We start from the raw sequence: 17,945 nt of genomic DNA on the forward strand, positions 1-17,945 counted from the left end.
AATAGTAACCAAAACGCCCCCATAAGTCCAGTGCCCCACAAAAGGATGCGCTCACATTAAAGTGGATATGCATACTCGTTTTCCTAAATAAGTAAATTATGGATTATGTATCTATCTATTAGGAATATATCCTCGGTAATCGGGAATATCTTGGCCGTTACTGGGAATATCCTAACGGTAATCGGGAATATCCTGGCCGTTACTGGGAATATCCTAACTGTAATCGGGAATATCCGGTCTGTAATTGGGAATAAGTGATTTTACAAAGCCTACAGGATCTGTTTTCACGCTTAATAAACGGGTTTTCCTCACCAATAATCTCTTTTTCACATCCCCAAACACAAATTCACCACCCGCCAGTCAAAAAAAGTGAACCTCCCGCATTTTTTTCACAAAACGAAAGAAAAATTAAGACCCTTCCCGTTAAACCTCACCACGCTCTACATAAAATATTCGCAAACAAAAAAAGAAACACCGGGCCTTTAAGCCCGGTGCCTCTCTATCCATGCTATTTGCGGATCCAGACTGCACCTGCAGAATTATCTTTCGCTTCTCCAAGCACCTGGAACTTCAGTCCGAAGTTCGGAACTTTACGTCCAGCATCAGGAATCATATCGTTCATATACTTGCGGGAATCATCAAACGTTGTCACTCCGCGAAGACCTTTGTAGTCATATGTTCCGCGGGTAGGGTTTTCGACGTACCATGCAGGAGACTTGTCATAAGAGAATGCCGCATCTGCCACCTGGTACCTTGTGCTTTGGTTAATGGTTTTCGTACCATCTGTTTTTGTACCGACAATAGCTTCAGGATGTGCGTCCACTACCCCAATGAATCCTTCGCCAGGGTGTACGCCAGTCCAGTTATCTGTGAAGCTGTCATCGCCATACCAAACGACCATTCCAGTGTTGTACTTCACGCCGCGGGAGAATTCAAGCGCCTTGTCGGAGCCAGCATAGTTTCTCCACTCGATGTAGTAGTAGTGGTCTTTCAGGAAAGTACCGTTCGTCTGGATAAATCCGTCAAGTGTAACAGCTGCATTGCCTTCAGCTCCGTCAGCGAACACTTCCTTGCCGTCAACTGTCAGCTTCAGCTCATCCATTGCAAAACCGGCTGGAGCCAAGCCGCCATCTGTTACGTATTCAAAAACAAGCTTTACTTTCTGGCCTGCAAACTGGCTCAGATCATACTTCTTGTCTGCCCACTGGCCTTTTGTAGTATCCATACCTTCAGCAACGTTTTCATCGCCAATCTTGTCGATCGCAACTTTTTTGCCATCGCTAGTGACAGCAGAGATGTCTACATAGTCATAGTCAAACTCGACTTCGTAATTTGCTTTGTATTCAAATACAGCATTTGCTGCATTCGTTAAGTCAAATTCAGGGGTCGACATAGTAGTATGAAGGTCATCCCCTTTTTCGCTGTAATAATACTTGCTGCCAAACGGTGTTTGGATGCCTTTTACTTCTTTTCCTGGAAGGTTCACTTTGACCATTCCTGGATTTTTCGATTTCGTGACACTTTGGTCAATTATTGTTGCAATACCGTTCTTATCGATATCCTTGTAATCTACTTCCATGATGTTCGCCCAGTTGCCGCCCATCACTTTTTGGAAAAATTCTTTGTTCTGCGGAGAGAAGCTTGTCGCTTCAGTTCCGGCAACATTTCCGTTCCAGCTTCCGCCGGACATAATCGACCATGAAGCTACAGGCTCGCCGTGGCCGCTATAATTTGTGTCATACTCATCCGGAAGGCCAAGGTCATGGCCATATTCATGTGCGAATACGCCGACTGCTCCATCTTCAGGCTCTACCGTGTAATCAAATGCAGCCATTTGTCCGCCCCAGTAAGGAACGGAAGCCGTTGTGCCAGGAATGCGGTACGGTGCATTTCCAACCGTCCAGCGGTGTGACCAGACAGCGTTGTCACCCAGTTTGCCGCCGCCAGCTTCCTGCCCGACACCGGAGTGAAGGATCATCAAGTGGTCAACAAGGCCATCCGCCTCGTTTTGGTTACCGTCGCCATCGATATCATACTGATCGAAATGATCGTAATCAGCTAAATTCATGCCAGACGCAGCAGCTGCGTTCAATGCATCCTTCACCAGGCCGCGGGCACCTTTGATTCCAGGCGCGTTATCATGGCCGCCAGCAGGGTTGTCCGAACCGTAATCAGCGGCCTTCCCAGGCACTTTCAGCCAATTGGAAACTTCACCGGAAACCGTATAGCTTCCACCGGATTGTTCTTCAAAATATTGCTTGAAAGTCTGTACCTTTTCACCGTTGAACAGTTCAAACTCTTCATCGCCGAAAAGCATTTTTTGGTAATGTTCACGGTTGAAATCATCCGCCCACATATAACCGTCACGCTTATCGATATTGTTATGAGGGAAATCAGCATATTCAACCAAAAGAACCAGTACTTTATCTTCGCGGACAGAACCGTTATAGCCTGCATCTTTCGCCAGGCCTACCTTTGCAGGACCTGTAGGCTTTCCGCTTTTATAATTTTCATGTCCTTTATCAAGCTGCTTTTTAAATTTGGCTTTTTGCTTGGAAAGGAAATCCTTCGTTTTCTTGTCAAAGCCTTGCTGTTCTTTCGTTAGGCTTTTAGCACCCATCACAGGCGTGCTTGGCTTTTCACCTTGTTTTTTATCGATGTACTTTTTCACTGCCTTGGCCACTTCATCCTGTGTAGCATTTTTGGAAACAAGGCCTCTCTCCTTCAATGCTTGAGCAAGTCTGTCCTGATCGACAATATTCAGGTCGATTGGCGCCGATTCAGACATAGCCGGTTTAACAGAAGCTGGCTTTGCCTCTTGCTGTGCAGCGGCGAAAGTCCCGGTAAACAGTGAAGAAGCTACTACAGCACTTGCAGCAATGCTAGAAAAAACCTTCAAGCTGCTCTTCTTTTTCAAATAAATACCCCCCGTATGCTAGATTCGATGTTTAATATTTCAGAAGACTCTGATACTAATTTTATCAGCATAAAGGCAATATTGTAAATATTTTTAAAATATAGTAAATGGTTGTTTAATGAGTAATGTAGAGTTATTTAATCACCTTCATAGTCTATTAGCACTTCTTGTTGTCTTTATCGCTTTTCTAATTAAGCCTTTAGGCCTTAAAACCGCTGTTTATCTTCATATAAAAATTGTTTAGTGTAGCTAAATTTGATTCAATAGTCCTGTTTTAGAAATATAATATTTCCCGTCTGAGAAACCCAATCCAGCATCCATTCAGCCAGATCATCAACCGCTGTAACAAGCTATGCGACAAGAAACTTCCCCTTTCAAGCCAACTTATTTTCCTATCAGACAATGAATTAGCTTTTCAGCTGAAATTATTGCAGAATGAGCCGATTGCATTTCTGTAAACAGCCAAAACGGCCTATCTATTAGTTTCCCACACTTTAAACGACTAAAGTCACGAATCTATTAAAAAATGCCGGGATTCCTCCCGGCACTTAAATCAATGAAAGGTTTCTATAGTTTTACAACGCGTCCTTCGATTTGCGGATTGACCTCTCCCTTATCTTTGATGTAGCTGATAAGCGCATCCAGATCCACAACATCCACTGTCTTATCCGAAATTCCTGCTAATACCGAGTAGCCGTCACCGCCACCCGCCATGAAATTATTCACAGTAATGGAGTAGGTTTCGTTCATGCTGATCGGTGTTCCATCATTTTTCATCATGGAAACAATCCGGTCACCAACAGCTCTTGTATCGTCATAGGTTATTTTTAAGCCGGAAATCGGCATAATTCTGACTTTGCTGCCCCATTGCTGCTCGAGCAATGTTTTGATATCAGAGCCTTTGACATTCATTTTGACAAGATCGTTACCGAACGGCTGAACAGTAAAGGCTTCTTTCCAGGTAATATCACCGCCATCGATTTCATCTCGGACTCCTCCAGGGTTCATGAAAGCAAAGTCTGTACCAGTGGCATGCCTCATAGAATCAGCAATCAAATTCCCCATTGCCGATTCGCCTGCAGCATTTGCCGAACGTGTAATCGGGGCAGCTGTCGTCCCAATCACTTCGTTTAAAATAGGGGCAACGCCTGAAACATAAGAATCAAGGAGCTTCTTCATTTCAGAATCAGGTGTGATGGCAGAACGGTCAGTCATCACAATTTCAGCTTTTTTAGAAACAACATCTTTTGTTTTCGGATTAATGGTTAAATCTACATCGGCAAAAGCAGTGCCGTAAGAGTATGCTTGGACAAGCAGTTTACCGTCAACCGTCGTATTTGTATAGGCATGATTATGCCCACCAAACAATACGTCTACCTCGTCATCCACTTTGCTTGCAATCCCGGCAAGCTCTTCCCCAGGGTTTGATCCGTCCAAAGCAGATACAGCCGGATTATGGGCGAGCACAACGATTGTCTCAACGCCCTTACCTTTTAATTCGGCTGTATATTTGTTGATTGCTTCCGCCTCGTCGGTAAACTCTACACCCGCTACCCCGCTAGGAATAACAATGCCAGGTGTATCGGAAAAAGTGACGCCGATAATTCCGATTGGCACACCGTTCACTTCTTTAATAAAGTAGGGATCGAGGACAGGCTTCTTCGTTGCGCTGTCGATGACATTTGCTGCGACATAAGGGAAGCTCGCTCCCTCAAACTCTCCATACTTTTCGGCTGTTTTTGGGTGGCTTCCGCCGAAAATCAATCGCTTCATTTCGGCAACGCCTTCGTCAAATTCATGGTTTCCAAGCGTTCCGGCGTCAAAGCCAAGCTTGTTGAACATGGCAATGGTCGGTTCATCCTGAAGCAGCGCTGAAACAGGCGAGCTCGCCCCAACTGCATCACCTGCATGGACTAGCAAAGTGTTTGGGTTTTGTGCTTCCCGTTCCTTTAGGTATGCAGAAAGATACTCGATTCCGCCAGCATTCAGCTTCGTGTTGTAAGTATCAACCTGACCGTGAAAGTCATTGATTCCAAGAAGCTGCAGCTCGAAGTTTTTTGCAGCTGGAAGCTTAAATGAATACTTGGCAAAATTGTTTGCCCCAGGTCCTTCGTACTTGATCGGGCTTCCTTCAGCAATCGCATTTTGTGCTTCTGGTGCTGATTCAAATGTAACGTTCACATCATCAGACACAGAAGAAAACTTCCAGTTGCCGTCAGCGGATGGATCGATTGTTCCTTCTGCTGAAATATAGTCGATGATGGCCTGGCGATTTTCGTCAGGATAGATTTCTACTCCAGTGTTGTTTCGCACACCAGGGAACTGGCCACTTGCCCGGTAGTTATTTGTGACAACAAGAAATTCCTGTTCAGGATCAATCGGGCTGCCATTGTACTGCAGATTTTTGATGCGGTTTGCCTCCGCATTCGCTACTTTTCCTGTCAGGTCATATTTCGCAGGCTCGGTGACATCGATTTCGTATGTGACTCCATCAATGACATCATAATTGTATGTTGGGAACGCTGGGTTCACTAACGGTTGCTCGTCTGTTTTTCCCGCTGTAACCTGATTAAACTGCCCTGCGGACATTTCAAGCCATTCTTTTACATCCGCACCTTTTACTTTTACAGTCGAAACTGTATTAGGGTACAGGTACAAATCCGAAACATTTTTAATCGCTATCGTTCCTGCAGGTATGTAGGTGTAATAGCTTGCTCCGTTCCTACCGCCAGCTTTGAATGGCGCGCCAGCAGAAAGAATCGGAAGGTTTTCGTCAGAAGTGCCTTTGACTTTATTTTCGATATACCACTTCTGTGCGTTTGTCACAATTTGGATGGACGGATCGTCCTGTACGAGCGAGAAGTAGCTGTGAATGTCTGCAGTCGTAGTCCCAACCGGCTGGCGGACATAATTAACTGTGCCCTCGTGGTCTTCTTTCACGGCTCTTAATACTTCAGGATCAGGGTCTGCCAGGCTGGTCTTTGAGGCTTTATCATAAATGGCCCTCAACTGTGACTTGGCCGACTGGACAGTCCACTTTCCTTTTACCTTTGCAAGCGTTAGGTCCATGACGCCAAGCTGGTTGCCCCAATTCCCAGGCATAACTACAGGGACACCATTAATCGTTCCATTGCTCTGGTCCACACCCGGAAGTCCTTTGAAATCTCCTGGGAAAGTCAAATGGTTGTGGCCTGAAATAATCGCGTCGATTCCCTTCACCTTCGTCAGGTCATAGGCAGCGTTTTCTTCCATTTCCACTGCTTTTTCATCGCCAATCCCAGTATGGGCAAGGGCAATGATAAGGTCCGCGCCTTCTTCCTTCATTTTTGGAATCTGTGCTTCCACCGATTTTACAATATCTTTCGTGATGACTTTTCCGTCAAGGTTTGCTTTATCCCATAGTGTGATTTGCGGAGTCACTGCCCCAATCACACCGACTTTGATAACTTGAGTCTTGCCATTTTTATCTTTTACTTTTTTATTGATGATTTTATAAGGTTTGAAAAAATGTTCGTCATTGGCAGGATTATTGTCACGATCATCCTTGTAAACGTTTGCATTAACATACGGCATTGGAGCATCGTCAAGCACTTCATCCAGGTAATCAAGGCCATAGTTGAACTCGTGGTTGCCTACTGTTGCCCCATCATAATCCATCAGTTCCATCGCTTTGAATACAGGGTGCTTTTCACCATCTTCCAGCTTGTCCACTTTGGCTTTATAATCGCCAAGCGGGTTTCCCTGAATGAGGTCGCCATTGTCAAAAAGCAAAGTGTTCTTGCCGGCTTGCTCCGCCCGGGCTTTTTTTACAAGAGTTGCAGTTTTCGCCAGGCCAAACTCCAGCGTTCCAGCATCCTTGTAGTAATCGTAATTGTATAAATGTGTATGAATATCGGTCGTGCCCAGGATTCGCAGCTGAACTTCATGCTTCCCCGGCTTGTCCGGCTTTGCGGCTGCTGCAGGCGATGCCCATGAAAGCGGTGCAGAAAGCATGGTCAGCGCCATAGTTGTTGCCACCACCGATTTTCCTATTTTACAAAAAGGTTTTTTCAAAGCAAAACAGCTCCCTTATCTTGATTTTGCATTCTACCAAACTAATTATATTGCTAATTAGATAATTATAAATAGGATGAAAGTAATAATATTTCGTAAATTTTTGTTAAAAATCCTGACAAATCTATCCTACAGTTCCTGAAAAGAAAAAAACCCGGAAGAATACTTTCAGGAAACCAAATCATATCGTTAGAATGGGGCTGGTTTGGATAAAAAAAAAGGTTGAGAGGCATGAATTGTGGTAAGTAAATTAATGTAGAAAAAATGAAGGAGGACTTGCGCATGGAAGCTTTGAAAACTTTGCTTAAGGAACTTCTTCTGATTGACAGCTCGACACAGGATGGCGCGAACCAGGCTGTTGAATTTTGCGGAACATGGCTGATTGAGCAGGGCTGCAATGTTTCGCTCCTTGAAAACAATGGCTGTAAAATGCTATTATGCGAGATTGGCGAAGGTTCAGAGACAGTGGTGTTCAATGGCCATGTCGATGTTGTAAGCGGAAAGAAGTCACAGTTCCTTCCTGTCGAAAAAAACGGGCGTATGTATGGACGGGGATCAGCAGATATGAAGGCAGGGATTGCTGCGATGATGTTTGCTGTTTCACGCTTAAAGAATGAAACATTAGGGGTGAAAATCCAGCTTCAAATCGTTTCGGATGAAGAGATTGGCGGCTATAATTGTACCGGTTATCTTGTTGATAACGGACATACGGGGGATTTTGCCATTTGTTCTGAACCGACCCAGCTTGGCATTGCGCTTCAAGCTAAGGGAGTGCTGCACATGGATATTGAAGTTGCCGGGAAAGCAGCACATGGCAGCAGGCCATGGGAAGGTGAGAATGCCATTGCGAATGCCTGGGAGCTGTACGGAGAAATTTGCGGGCTGCCGTTTTTGAAGGACCACACAGAGTTCTACCCTGCCCCGTCTGTCAATCTAGCAAAAATAAACGGGGGCGAGGTTTATAATAAGGTACCAGATTTATGCACAATGTCATTGGATATCAGGTATCTTCCCGGGCAGAAGACAGAGCAGATCATCAGGCAGATTGACGATATTACAAATGGCAAACTAATCATCAAGGTTGCCGGGGCTCCTGTCGAAACAAAAAAAGAAAACGTGTATATTCATAAGCTTTCTTCAATTGTTGAAAAGCATACAGGTATCCCTGCCCGGTATTTCGGCCAGCACGGATCGGCGGATACGCATTTTTTTGCGTCGAAAGGCATCCCGGCCATAGAGTTTGGCCCATCCGGAGCCAACTGGCACGGGGACGAAGAATATGTGGAAATCCAGTCATTGTACACTTACCTTACCATGCTCGAGGATTTTGCAAGAGCGTTTTAGTGCTGTTCAAGCAAGGCATTCCACTTAGCCTAAATTAATGCTGCAAGCGGTATTTTTTTGACCAAGAGTAAAGCAGGAGAGCGAAAATCAGCACGAATTGCAAAAGGAATACAACACTATCCCAAAAGAAGATGCTTCCCGCGGGCTGTGAAAATCCCGGTATAACCTTGCCTATGGCGAACACCAGCTGCGGAATATAGTAGAAAGCGGATAGAAGCACGGTGACCATAACTCCTGCCACATAGAAGAAGGCATAGCGGCGGACCAGCTTTTCCTCTCCCTTAAAGCTGTCTGTTGCTTTTTCTTTTGGCAAAAAAGAAAGCCAGCGCCTAAGGTAATTATGGCCGTTTTCCATCAGATTATAGCAGCCTGTCATATTTTCAAAGACATAATACAGGTCTGTCTTCATATACACGCAGCATTGGTAGGCAAGCCTGACAAGTGTATCGAATACAATGATTTTGGCCAGACCCAGTGCAAACGCATGGCCGGCAAACAGCCATTGGGAGACAGCCGCAGTAAAGAGAACAAGCCCATCAAAGTACATGCCGGCAAGATACAGTCTGTTTCGTTTGTCCGGGCTTAGCGACCATACCCTTGACATGTCCGTCTCCAGCACGATAAAAAACAGCCTGTGGCCGATTTCGACCTTTGCAGGAAGACCCGCGGCACGGGCAGCCAAAACATGGCCCAGTTCATGGAAGCAAACAAACAGGAAAGTCACAACTAGCCATAAGAGGAAATTGTACATCATCAAATCAAACAGAAAAATGTCTTTGTAACCGGGGAAAGTTTCCGGCCTGAGGATAAACATAAAAAAACTGGCGCTTAACAGGAGACTGTAGATTTTAACGCTGAGATCATTAAAGAAAAACCGGCCTAAACGAGGGGAAATCCAGCTTAAACCTGAATCATCTGTGGAAACTGCCTCAATACCGTGTACCGTTTTGCCATCAAGGCTTGCAATCAGTCCGATGCTTTCGAGCTGCCCAACAAATTCAAGGATGTCCACATCCTCGTCAGGGAATTGTTCCTTCAAAGCCGCCTCAACCTCACCAAGGCACTTCCCCTCGTTCATCATCGAGATGGCAGCCACACAAACCTCCTGCATCTCATAAAACTCTTGTGAACGAACATCCTCCACAATATAATTCTTCCTGTCCTTCCGTATATCCAGCGGACACAAAGCTACTTTCGAATCCAATCCAGCCACACTGACCAGTCCCGTCCTTTTAGAATCTAATCGGGGGATGTCTTAGAAGCAGGCATCCCCTTGGGAGAACTATCGGTTAGGAACAAAAAAACACCACCAGCATGTTGTTTTGACCTCTTTTAACTTTCTGATTTTCATGATCTTCACCTCCTCTCAAATGCCCTCATTTTGATTCGGAAGCCTTTTTAGATGCGTAGTTTTTATGAAATTCAACCCATTGAGGATAAACTTCAATGAAGTATTGCAACAGAGTAGGATCAAATTGTGTTCCCTGTCCTTCCAATATTCTCCTATAAGCTTCTTCGCAGCTCATGGCAGCCCGGTAAGAACGTGACGAAGTCATGGCATCAAACGCATCGGCAATGGATACTATTCTTGCTAGTAAAGGGATCCTTTCTCCCACTAACTGATGAGGGTACCCTTTCCCATCCCATCTCTCGTGATGGAACCGAATAACTTCGATGCTGTTTCCCAAACCGTTTATCTTTTTGATAGCTTCAGCGCCTGCCTCTGGATGTGTTTGAATCACCTGATATTCTTCTAATGTTAATTTTCCAGGCTTCATTAAAATCTTGTCAGGAATATTCACTTTTCCGATATCATGGAGAAGACAGGCATTATGGAAATCGTTCAGCTCCACATCGGAAAATTTCCCGATATTTTTTGCCAAAGAGCCGGCATAATGAGCCACTCTTTCGCTATGCCCCCGGGTGTAAGGATCTTTTAATTCAATTGTCGTGATAATTCCTTTAACTATTCCAGAAAGCTGTTTTTCATAGGAACTGGTAATTGCACCAACGTAGCCTTGAAATCGTCCTAACATGACAAATGCTATTCCAAATATGATCATTAAAATAGTGAGGGGTAGAAGGACCTGCCAGCTTTTTAATATGAGCCCAACCATAATGTATTTGAACGCAATGCCTGTAAAAACAAATCTAAAAAAGTTTTTGTTTACAAAGATAGGAGTGAACAAAATGAAAAAAACTTCCACAATATTTCCTGTTTGATAGGTCAAATCGCTTCCTAAATAGGTGAAGGCATCATTTATGATTGACATTACTATGTAAACTGAAATTAAAATGTACTTTGTTAAATATATCCTCTTACTTTTTCTTAGTGCGTAAGTAATAGGAATCAAGAGAAACACGAACAAGTAGTACCAGTATCCAAAGTCAGATGGTAATCCTGGTTCTATGTTCATTACATACTTTTTATAGATATAGTAGTAAAAAAAATCATATAAAATGAATATTACGTAGAATAAACCCAAGAACCATATTAATGCCCTTTGCTCTTCAGTTCTTAATCTTGCATCATTTGTCTCTAACTGCATTACAATACCTCAATTCAATTACAAAGTTTCCTACCTTTGATATCGCCAATAATAAGAAGGATTTAAATACTATTTATGTTTCTTTAACAATAATAGGTCTAAATACCTATTAAAATTCGATAAAATATGACGGATATATAAATATCCATCATATTAACAGGGGATAGTCACTCGCCAGTTGGCAAAGTGACTACGACAAGAGTCCCTTCTCCCAGTTTGCTATCGAAACTGATACTTCCCTGGTGTTCTTCAATTATTTTCTTTGTAACAAGAAGGCCCAGTCCTGTGCCAGTTTCCTTGGTCGTAAAGAAGGGGTCGAACAATTTCGAAAGCTGCTCTTCGCACAGACCTTTTCCAGTGTCTTTTATGCGAATACTTACTTCTTTAGTGCCAGGTACTATCTGAACAGATATCCTACCTCCATTCGGCATAGCTTCTATTGCGTTTTTTATTAAATTAATCAATACCTGTTTGATCTGATTGTCATCGCAAACAACAGCGGGAATGCTTTCCCTCGTTTCAATCTCAATTTGGACACCTTCCCTTTCAGCTTGAAGGGCCATCATTGAACTGACATATTCAATAATGTTCATTAAGTCATTTTCTCGCTTCATCGCGTTACTTGGTTTCCCGAGAATGAGTAAGTCTGTGACAATCGCATTGATTCTGTCAATCTCATTTAACATGATAGGATAATAATTATCCGTGTTACTGTCTCTTTCCTGCTGCAGTTGGGTGAACCCTTTTAAAGAGGATAAGGGGTTCTTTATCTCGTGAGCAATCGCAGTCGCCATCTGGCCAACAACGACATGTTTCTCCTGTTGCCTCATATTTTCATAAGCTGTCAATAAAGCTTTGATATACGATTGAAACCGGGTAAGAAATACCCACCCAATCAGGCACAGGAATGAGATTACAAAGACAGGGAGGAATGCTTTTGGAGTATGGAGCGCCAACCCAAAAAAGATATATTTTGTGAGATAGCTTATTGTCACTGCCCAGAAAAAACGTTTATTTAAAAAAATAGGCGTAAACAAAACAAAGAATAGTTCGAGTACATGCCCGCTGGCAAACTGCTGCTTGGTTGGCCAATAAATCATAATATTATTTATAGCATCCAAAAAAAGAAAACTTATAATATATATATATTTTATTCTGTATGGCTTGCCACACTTTAAAAAGTAAAGTGCTGGGGGCAATAATAAAAAGCATATTATATAATACCAAATTCCCATACCGCCTTTGGGAAATCCAATCTCTTCATTTGAATAATATGGAATGACAAAATAATAGACAGCATCGTAAGAGATAAGAATAATATAAAAAACCCATAAGAAAAACTTGGCTGTTTTGATTTCTTCAAATAAGAGGACATCCTCTGTTTTACTGTTCACTGGTATAACCCCTTCTTAATATGAATAAATACTTTGTTGCTCAGTCCTGATTATATCAGTATATGTAAGTTATTGGTGGAGTTTGTCGAACATTTATTTGCCAAAAACCAAACTTTTTTGACAAACCTCCTTGAATTCTTTTAACAAATGCATAACTATTTCACGATATAAATTCAAATAAATTCCACTTTAACCAAACTAAAGGTATAGTTATTAATTGGGCCCAGTGATTTTAAAATAGGATTATACTTTACTCATATGGCGTAAAAGAAATTCGAGGTGTTTCATTTTGGCTGAATCGGTTCTAGCTAATCTTGGCATTTTACTTTTAATGCATTTGCTAATCAATACCGGGTATCTTTTTCACCAGGCGAAGCGGATTTCTGGCAGCTGGCTTTGTCTGATTCACGTATTGGTTGTTGTGGGTGCCTCTGTTTCTATGGTTTATTTTCCGGTTCGCTTCAATGGATCTGAATTCGATTTAAGCTTGGCCCCGCTGATTTTTCTATCGCTTTTCCATGGCTTGAAATTCAGCGTTCCTGCCTTGTTTCTTTTTTTCCTATTACTTCAGCTTTGCGGAGAAGATTTTGAATACGGGAGATTCTTTTTCCATACTGTTTTGCCTGTCCTTCTCCCTTTGGCCTTTTACCCTCTTGACAAGGATAGAATCCATTACGCAAAAGCCTTTCTGATTGTGACAGCATCCTGGATACTTGCAAATCTTCCTCAGACATTGGAAGACCTTAGCGCATTGGAAGGGTCCTTGCTCGTCCGATATGGGTCATTTATGCTGGCTAGCCTTATCCTTTATTTATTTATCACATCCGGAAGAAGGCAGCTTAGCCTCATGAACCAGCTTCAATACTACGCCGAGAGAGATGCATTGACAGGGCTCTATAATATGCGGTCTTTCGGGGAAATGCTATCAGGCTTCAAACATGATGAAAAAAAGATGTTTATTGCCATGGCCGATATCGACTCTTTTAAAAAAATTAATGATACATACGGTCACCAGGCCGGTGACGAAGCCATTAAAAAGGTCGGGGAAATCATCCTGGCAGAACGCTCTGCACCAATTGTGGCTGCACGGTATGGAGGGGATGAATTTCTTATTCTCCTGGCTGCAGATGATGAAAAAGAGGCGATGTCGGTATTGGAGAACATTCGTAAAATAGCTTCTTCCACTTCCTTTCTATATGATGGCACACAACCAGACAGTACTTTATCCCTATCCATCGGAGCTGCTGAACTTACAAACCCAGACTGCCTGGAGCAAGTGATCGGGCAGGCTGACCAGCAGCTGTATTTGGCGAAAAGAAAAAGCCGCAATTGTGTTTGCATCAATGTCGCCCAATGAAAAAAGACAGGCTAGCTCCTGTCTTTTTTCATTATGGTCATCCTTCAGACAACCCTTCTTCCGCTGATTCTGCCAGCTGAAGATATGCTTCCTGTTGATAACCAGCAATGATACTTTCTTTGTATTTTTCTTCGATAACATTGTAACGTACCTTTAAGCTTGGAGTAATAGATCCATTATCGACCGTCCACTCATCAGGAACGACGATGACTTTTTTAGGCTGTTCAAATGGAGCGAGCTTCACTGTGAGCGTTTTCATTTCTTTCTCAATACGTTCCTGCACTTTTGGATGCTGGATCAATTCCTGCCTGCTTACAGCTTCAACACCATGCCTTTCCGCCCAATCCCGTAAGTTTACCTGATCAGGAGAAATGACAGCAATGATATATTTTTGGTTATGGCCAAGAATGACACTGTTTTCAATATAAGAACTTTGGTTGATTGCATTTTCGATATGCTGCGGTGCTACATTTTTTCCGGTCGATAAGATCAAGAGTCTCTTTTTACGGTCGACGATCGTTAAATAGCCGTCGTCATCCAATGTACCGATGTCGCCGGTCCGGAACCATCCATCCGAGAATTGCTCGGCGGTAGCCTCTTCATTCCGGTAATATCCCTTCATGATGCTTGGGCCTTTAACGAGGATTTCTCCGTCCTCCGCAATCCGGACATCGACATTGGCCAGAACTCTGCCCACCGTTCCGATTTTTGGCCGGGTCATCGGGTTCGAGGCAATGACAGGTGCTGTTTCGGTAAGGCCATAGCCTTCCAGAATGGGAATCCCCATTGACCAGAAAAAGCCTGCAATTTCCGGATTGAGAGCTGCCCCTCCGGATACGAGCGCACGCATCCTCCCGCCGAGATTAGCTTTTACCTTGCTGAAAACAAGCCTGTCTGCAACGGAATAACGACGTCGCAGCTTTCTCGGCATTTCACCAAAAACCATTTCATCCATACTGGCATTCGCCAGGTATTCGTAACGCTCAGTCCCTGTGCCGACTGCCCAGTTAAACAGTTTCTTTTTTATCGTACCGCCTGCTGCCACTTGGCCCTGCACCTTGGCATACACTTTTTCGAGGAGCCGGGGGACGGTGGTCATAATGGTTGGCCTGACCTCAAGCAGATTGTCGGGGATTGCTTCGATGCTTTCAGCGTAGGCAATTGTGGCACCAGCTGTCAACGGAGTAAACTGTCCTGCCATCCGCTCAAAAACATGGGAAAGAGGAAGATAGCTCAGAAGTATATCATCAGGCCCTGCTTCCATGCACCAGAACTGGATAGCTTTTATATTTGAAAGAAAGTTCCCATGCGTAAGCATCGCGCCTTTTGGCGATCCTGTGGTCCCGGAGGTGTGGATAATGGTCGCAAGCTGCCCGCTGTCAATTGACTGCCAACTCTCCTCCCAGCCTGAAAGAGGATTGTTTTGGCCAGTTACAACAAGTTCGTAGAACGGAATTACTTTGCCCGGATGGGTAAACGGAGATTGTGTGTCCATGACAACCTTGATGAGATCCTCCATGCCTGTCTCTTGTACCTTGTTCAACTGCTGCTCATTCTGAACAATGACAGCCTTACACTCGGCGTTGCGCAGGATGTGTTCAACCTGGTTGGCAGGAAGAGAGGGGTAGACAGGAACTGAAACAGCGCCAAGGCTCAGGATCGCTAAATCGGAAATGGGCCATGTTGGGTTATTTTCCGATAGAATGGCAACCTTGTCATCGCTCGTAATTCCCATTCCTGCCAGCCCGGCTGCGGCATGCCGAATTTGCTTCCACATGGCCGAATAGCTCATGCTCTGGTAAACTCCCCCGCATTTCCACATCAATGCCTTTTTATCCGGAAACCTCAAAACAGAATGGTAAACAGCAGCAAGCAAATTTTCCCTGTTCATTGTACACCACCCCATCAAAGTATGATTACAATGCAGCACTGCTCTGCTCCCCCGCAGCGTGCCTGACCCCCAGTGCGGTTGTGCATCACAGCGTGCAATCGCCACAGGGTGCCTGACCCCCAACGCGGTGGTGCGTTAAAGGGGGTCAGGCACTGTCTCGCGTTTCCGCATTTCATTTTCCTTTATCGCGCATTAACAGTCAGTAGGTTCCCAACTGCCCGTAAAAGCCCGATCGACTCATCTAACAATCAGCGGTAAAACCCACCCGCTGATTGAAGATTCGCCTTATCTCAGTCGGGTGCCTCCAGTCCATACGCCGCTTAACGGGCGCTTTTGCTTTTCTTTGTCCAGCTACAGCACCCAGCGCCTAGTGGACTTCGCCCACCTCCCTACGATAAGTCAACATCGATTCGCTAACGCTCTTCGTGTTTCCTTTATCGCGCATTAACGGTCAGTAGGTTCCCAACTGCCCGTAAAAGCCCGATCGGCTCATCTAACAATCAGCGGTAAAACCCATCCGCTGATTGAAGATTCGCCTTATCTCAGTCGGGTGGCTCCAGTCCATACGCCGCTTAACGGGCGCTTTCGCTTTTCTTTATATCTTATGGGATGGACAGAACTTGACATTCCTTTTTTCGGATTGGACTGCTTAAGAAGTTTTATTGAGGTAATCGGAAATTTCCAGCAGTTAATCGGCCACCCTCAAAGTGCAACCAAAACCCCAACTTATCCAACCACATGCCCCACTATAAATTACAAGTTCACCTCTGATTCACCACAAGCCCCAAACAAAAAAACCGCATCCTGTTAGAATGCGGCCAAGCTTTCAGTCCAAATTATGCTGTCTGATGATCTTTTAAAAAGGTATCCAGTTCCTTGAAATCCTCAAAATATCCCCCGGTACCTAAACGCTCCACGATCTTCATCCTGCGGAGATTTCTCTCGATGTTTTTAGCCGCGCCATAAAGATAGAGCTTCTGGCCTTTACCTTTTAACTGTCCGTCCAGCTGCAGTAGCACCGCTGCTCCAGAAGCATCAATCATATTTACCAGCTCAAGGTTGATTGCAATCACCTTGCCCTCATCCTTGCTGATTACTTCTGTCAGCCTGTCAGTGCAACCGAAATAAAGCGGTCCTTCCAGCCCGTAGACCTTCAGTCCATCCTCCTGACTTTCACTGATGCTGAATCCCTCTTCACTCATCCGTTTCATGAAAATCAATGCACTCATCACGATACCGACCCCAACCGCAACCATCAGGTCAACTGCAACTGTAAGAATCATCGTAACCAGCATGAGTGCTGCATCCGAACGAGGTTCGTCCTTTAATATTTTAAAGCTGTCATAGTCAAACATCGTAATTCCTGTAATGATCAAAATACCTGCAAGTACGGCTAACGGAATCTGGCTCGCAAAAGAACCGAAGACTAGCATGAACAGCAGCAATGCCACACTGTGTACCATAGCAGAAATCATCGTCTGCCCGCCGCTTCTAAGATTCACAACAGATCGGACCGTAGCCCCAGCGCCCGGCATTGCACCAAACAAGCCTGCAACAGCATTGCCGATTCCCTGCCCAATCAATTCTTTATTACTCTTATGTTTTGTCCCCGTCATATTATCCATAACCACTGATGTCAGCAAGGAGTCGATCGATCCAAGGACCGCTATGCTCAAGGCCGCTGGAATCAACGAGACCATCATATCCATACCAGCAATCGGCATATGGAACTCCGGTAACCCTTTTGGAATTTCCCCAATCCTTTCAACAACGTCAAAAACGACAAAATCGTTAATGAACGGAAGGTTAAATGAAATGGCCGGCACTACTTTTTCAAGCAAAAACACCGCCATCGTTCCGACAATCAGCGCCATTAGGCTTGGTGGAATGGCCCTAACCCACTTTATTGACGCAAGCATAAATACAATCGTTAATAACACGACTAAAAAGCTGCCAGTTACGTATTTAAGCTGACCCATTATGATAATGATCGCGATACCATTCATGAACCCGCTCACAACAGGAAGGGGAATAAATTTAAGATAATTGCCTGCTTTCAAAAGTCCGAAAACTATTTGAAAAAGCCCTCCCAAAAATGCTGCTAAAAAAGCATATTCAAGTCCATGACTTGCAATAATTCCTGTAAAAATAACTGTGATTGGCCCTGTTGGACCTGTTACCTGACCTTTTGTCCCGCCAAATAGCGCTGCAAAAAAGCCTGTGATGATGGCTCCGTACAATCCAATGATTGCACCTTCAGAGCTGCCGGCTGCCTGGATACCGAACGCCAAGGCAAGCGGGAGGGCCACCACTGAAACTGTAATCCCTGCTAAGAACTCACGCCTGAGCATTTGAATCATTCCAATGCGCCTTCTTTCCTCATGAATAACACGTAAAATTATATGCCTGCTTTATCACAGTTACAATATACAGAAATGAA

General features: G+C 44.2%; 9 protein-coding genes. 2 read left to right on the plus strand and 7 right to left on the minus strand.

Annotation, left to right across the window (positions count from 1 at the left end; translation table 11 throughout):
* Positions 1 to 508: 508 nt before the first annotated feature.
* Together D1970_RS18800 and D1970_RS18805 are read right to left on the minus strand one after the other, a co-directional pair.
* On the minus strand, positions 509 to 2,917 hold the full coding sequence (locus D1970_RS18800) for an immune inhibitor A domain-containing protein (protein ID WP_119114395.1): 2,409 nt from the start codon (positions 2,915 to 2,917) through the stop codon (positions 509 to 511).
* A 567-nt stretch (positions 2,918 to 3,484) separates the two neighbouring features.
* On the minus strand, positions 3,485 to 6,934 hold the full coding sequence (locus D1970_RS18805; protein ID WP_259339716.1) for a bifunctional 2',3'-cyclic-nucleotide 2'-phosphodiesterase/3'-nucleotidase: 3,450 nt from the start codon (positions 6,932 to 6,934) through the stop codon (positions 3,485 to 3,487).
* A 318-nt stretch (positions 6,935 to 7,252) separates the two neighbouring features.
* On the opposite strand from D1970_RS18805, the gene D1970_RS18810 reads away from it, so the two are divergent.
* Positions 7,253 to 8,314 (plus strand): M20 family metallopeptidase, encoded by a 1,062-nt coding sequence (locus D1970_RS18810; RefSeq protein WP_119114397.1) that lies wholly within the window; start codon positions 7,253 to 7,255, stop codon positions 8,312 to 8,314.
* Positions 8,315 to 8,348: 34 nt separating this feature from the next.
* On the opposite strand, the gene D1970_RS18815 is transcribed toward D1970_RS18810, so the two are convergent.
* The 3 genes from D1970_RS18815 to D1970_RS18825 form a co-directional block, all read right to left on the minus strand.
* The gene (locus tag D1970_RS18815; RefSeq protein WP_142921036.1) at positions 8,349 to 9,527 is read right to left on the minus strand and encodes a PqqD family protein; all 1,179 of its coding nucleotides are present in this window, start codon (positions 9,525 to 9,527) and stop codon (positions 8,349 to 8,351) included.
* Between the two features lie 163 nt (positions 9,528 to 9,690).
* Positions 9,691 to 10,863, minus strand: coding sequence for an HD-GYP domain-containing protein (locus tag D1970_RS18820; protein ID WP_119114399.1), 1,173 nt, complete (start codon positions 10,861 to 10,863; stop codon positions 9,691 to 9,693).
* Between the two features lie 167 nt (positions 10,864 to 11,030).
* Positions 11,031 to 12,257, minus strand: a complete 1,227-nt coding sequence (locus D1970_RS18825; protein ID WP_119114400.1) for an ATP-binding protein — start codon at positions 12,255 to 12,257, stop codon at positions 11,031 to 11,033.
* Between the two features lie 289 nt (positions 12,258 to 12,546).
* Between D1970_RS18825 and D1970_RS18830 the strand changes: the two genes are divergently transcribed.
* Positions 12,547 to 13,614, plus strand: a complete 1,068-nt coding sequence (locus D1970_RS18830; RefSeq protein WP_119114401.1) for a GGDEF domain-containing protein — start codon at positions 12,547 to 12,549, stop codon at positions 13,612 to 13,614.
* Positions 13,615 to 13,651: 37 nt separating this feature from the next.
* Here D1970_RS18830 and D1970_RS18835 read toward each other — a convergent pair whose 3' ends face one another.
* Positions 13,652 to 15,505 carry an AMP-dependent synthetase/ligase gene (locus D1970_RS18835; protein ID WP_119114402.1) on the minus strand — a complete coding sequence of 618 codons (1,854 nt, stop codon included), beginning with the start codon at positions 15,503 to 15,505 and terminating at the stop codon, positions 13,652 to 13,654.
* A gap of 836 nt (positions 15,506 to 16,341) precedes the next feature.
* A complete protein-coding gene (locus D1970_RS18840; protein WP_119114403.1) occupies positions 16,342 to 17,865 on the minus strand; it encodes a SulP family inorganic anion transporter in 1,524 nt (507 codons plus the stop codon).
* Positions 17,866 to 17,945: the final 80 nt, after the last annotated feature.

Origin of the sequence: Mesobacillus zeae, from assembly GCF_003570705.1 — a bacterium.
GTDB lineage: Bacteria > Bacillota > Bacilli > Bacillales > Cytobacillaceae > Mesobacillus_C > Mesobacillus_C zeae.

What these genes read in the sequence shown, in the direction of transcription:
- D1970_RS18840 (WP_119114403.1), bottom strand. Translation starts at nt 17,865, where the DNA reads ATGATTCAAATGCTCAGGCGTGAGTTCTTAGCAGGGATTACAGTTTCA.
- D1970_RS18810 (WP_119114397.1), top strand. Translation starts at nt 7,253, where the DNA reads ATGGAAGCTTTGAAAACTTTGCTTAAGGAACTTCTTCTGATTGACAGC.
- D1970_RS18820 (WP_119114399.1), bottom strand. Translation starts at nt 10,863, where the DNA reads ATGCAGTTAGAGACAAATGATGCAAGATTAAGAACTGAAGAGCAAAGG.
- D1970_RS18835 (WP_119114402.1), bottom strand. Translation starts at nt 15,505, where the DNA reads ATGAACAGGGAAAATTTGCTTGCTGCTGTTTACCATTCTGTTTTGAGG.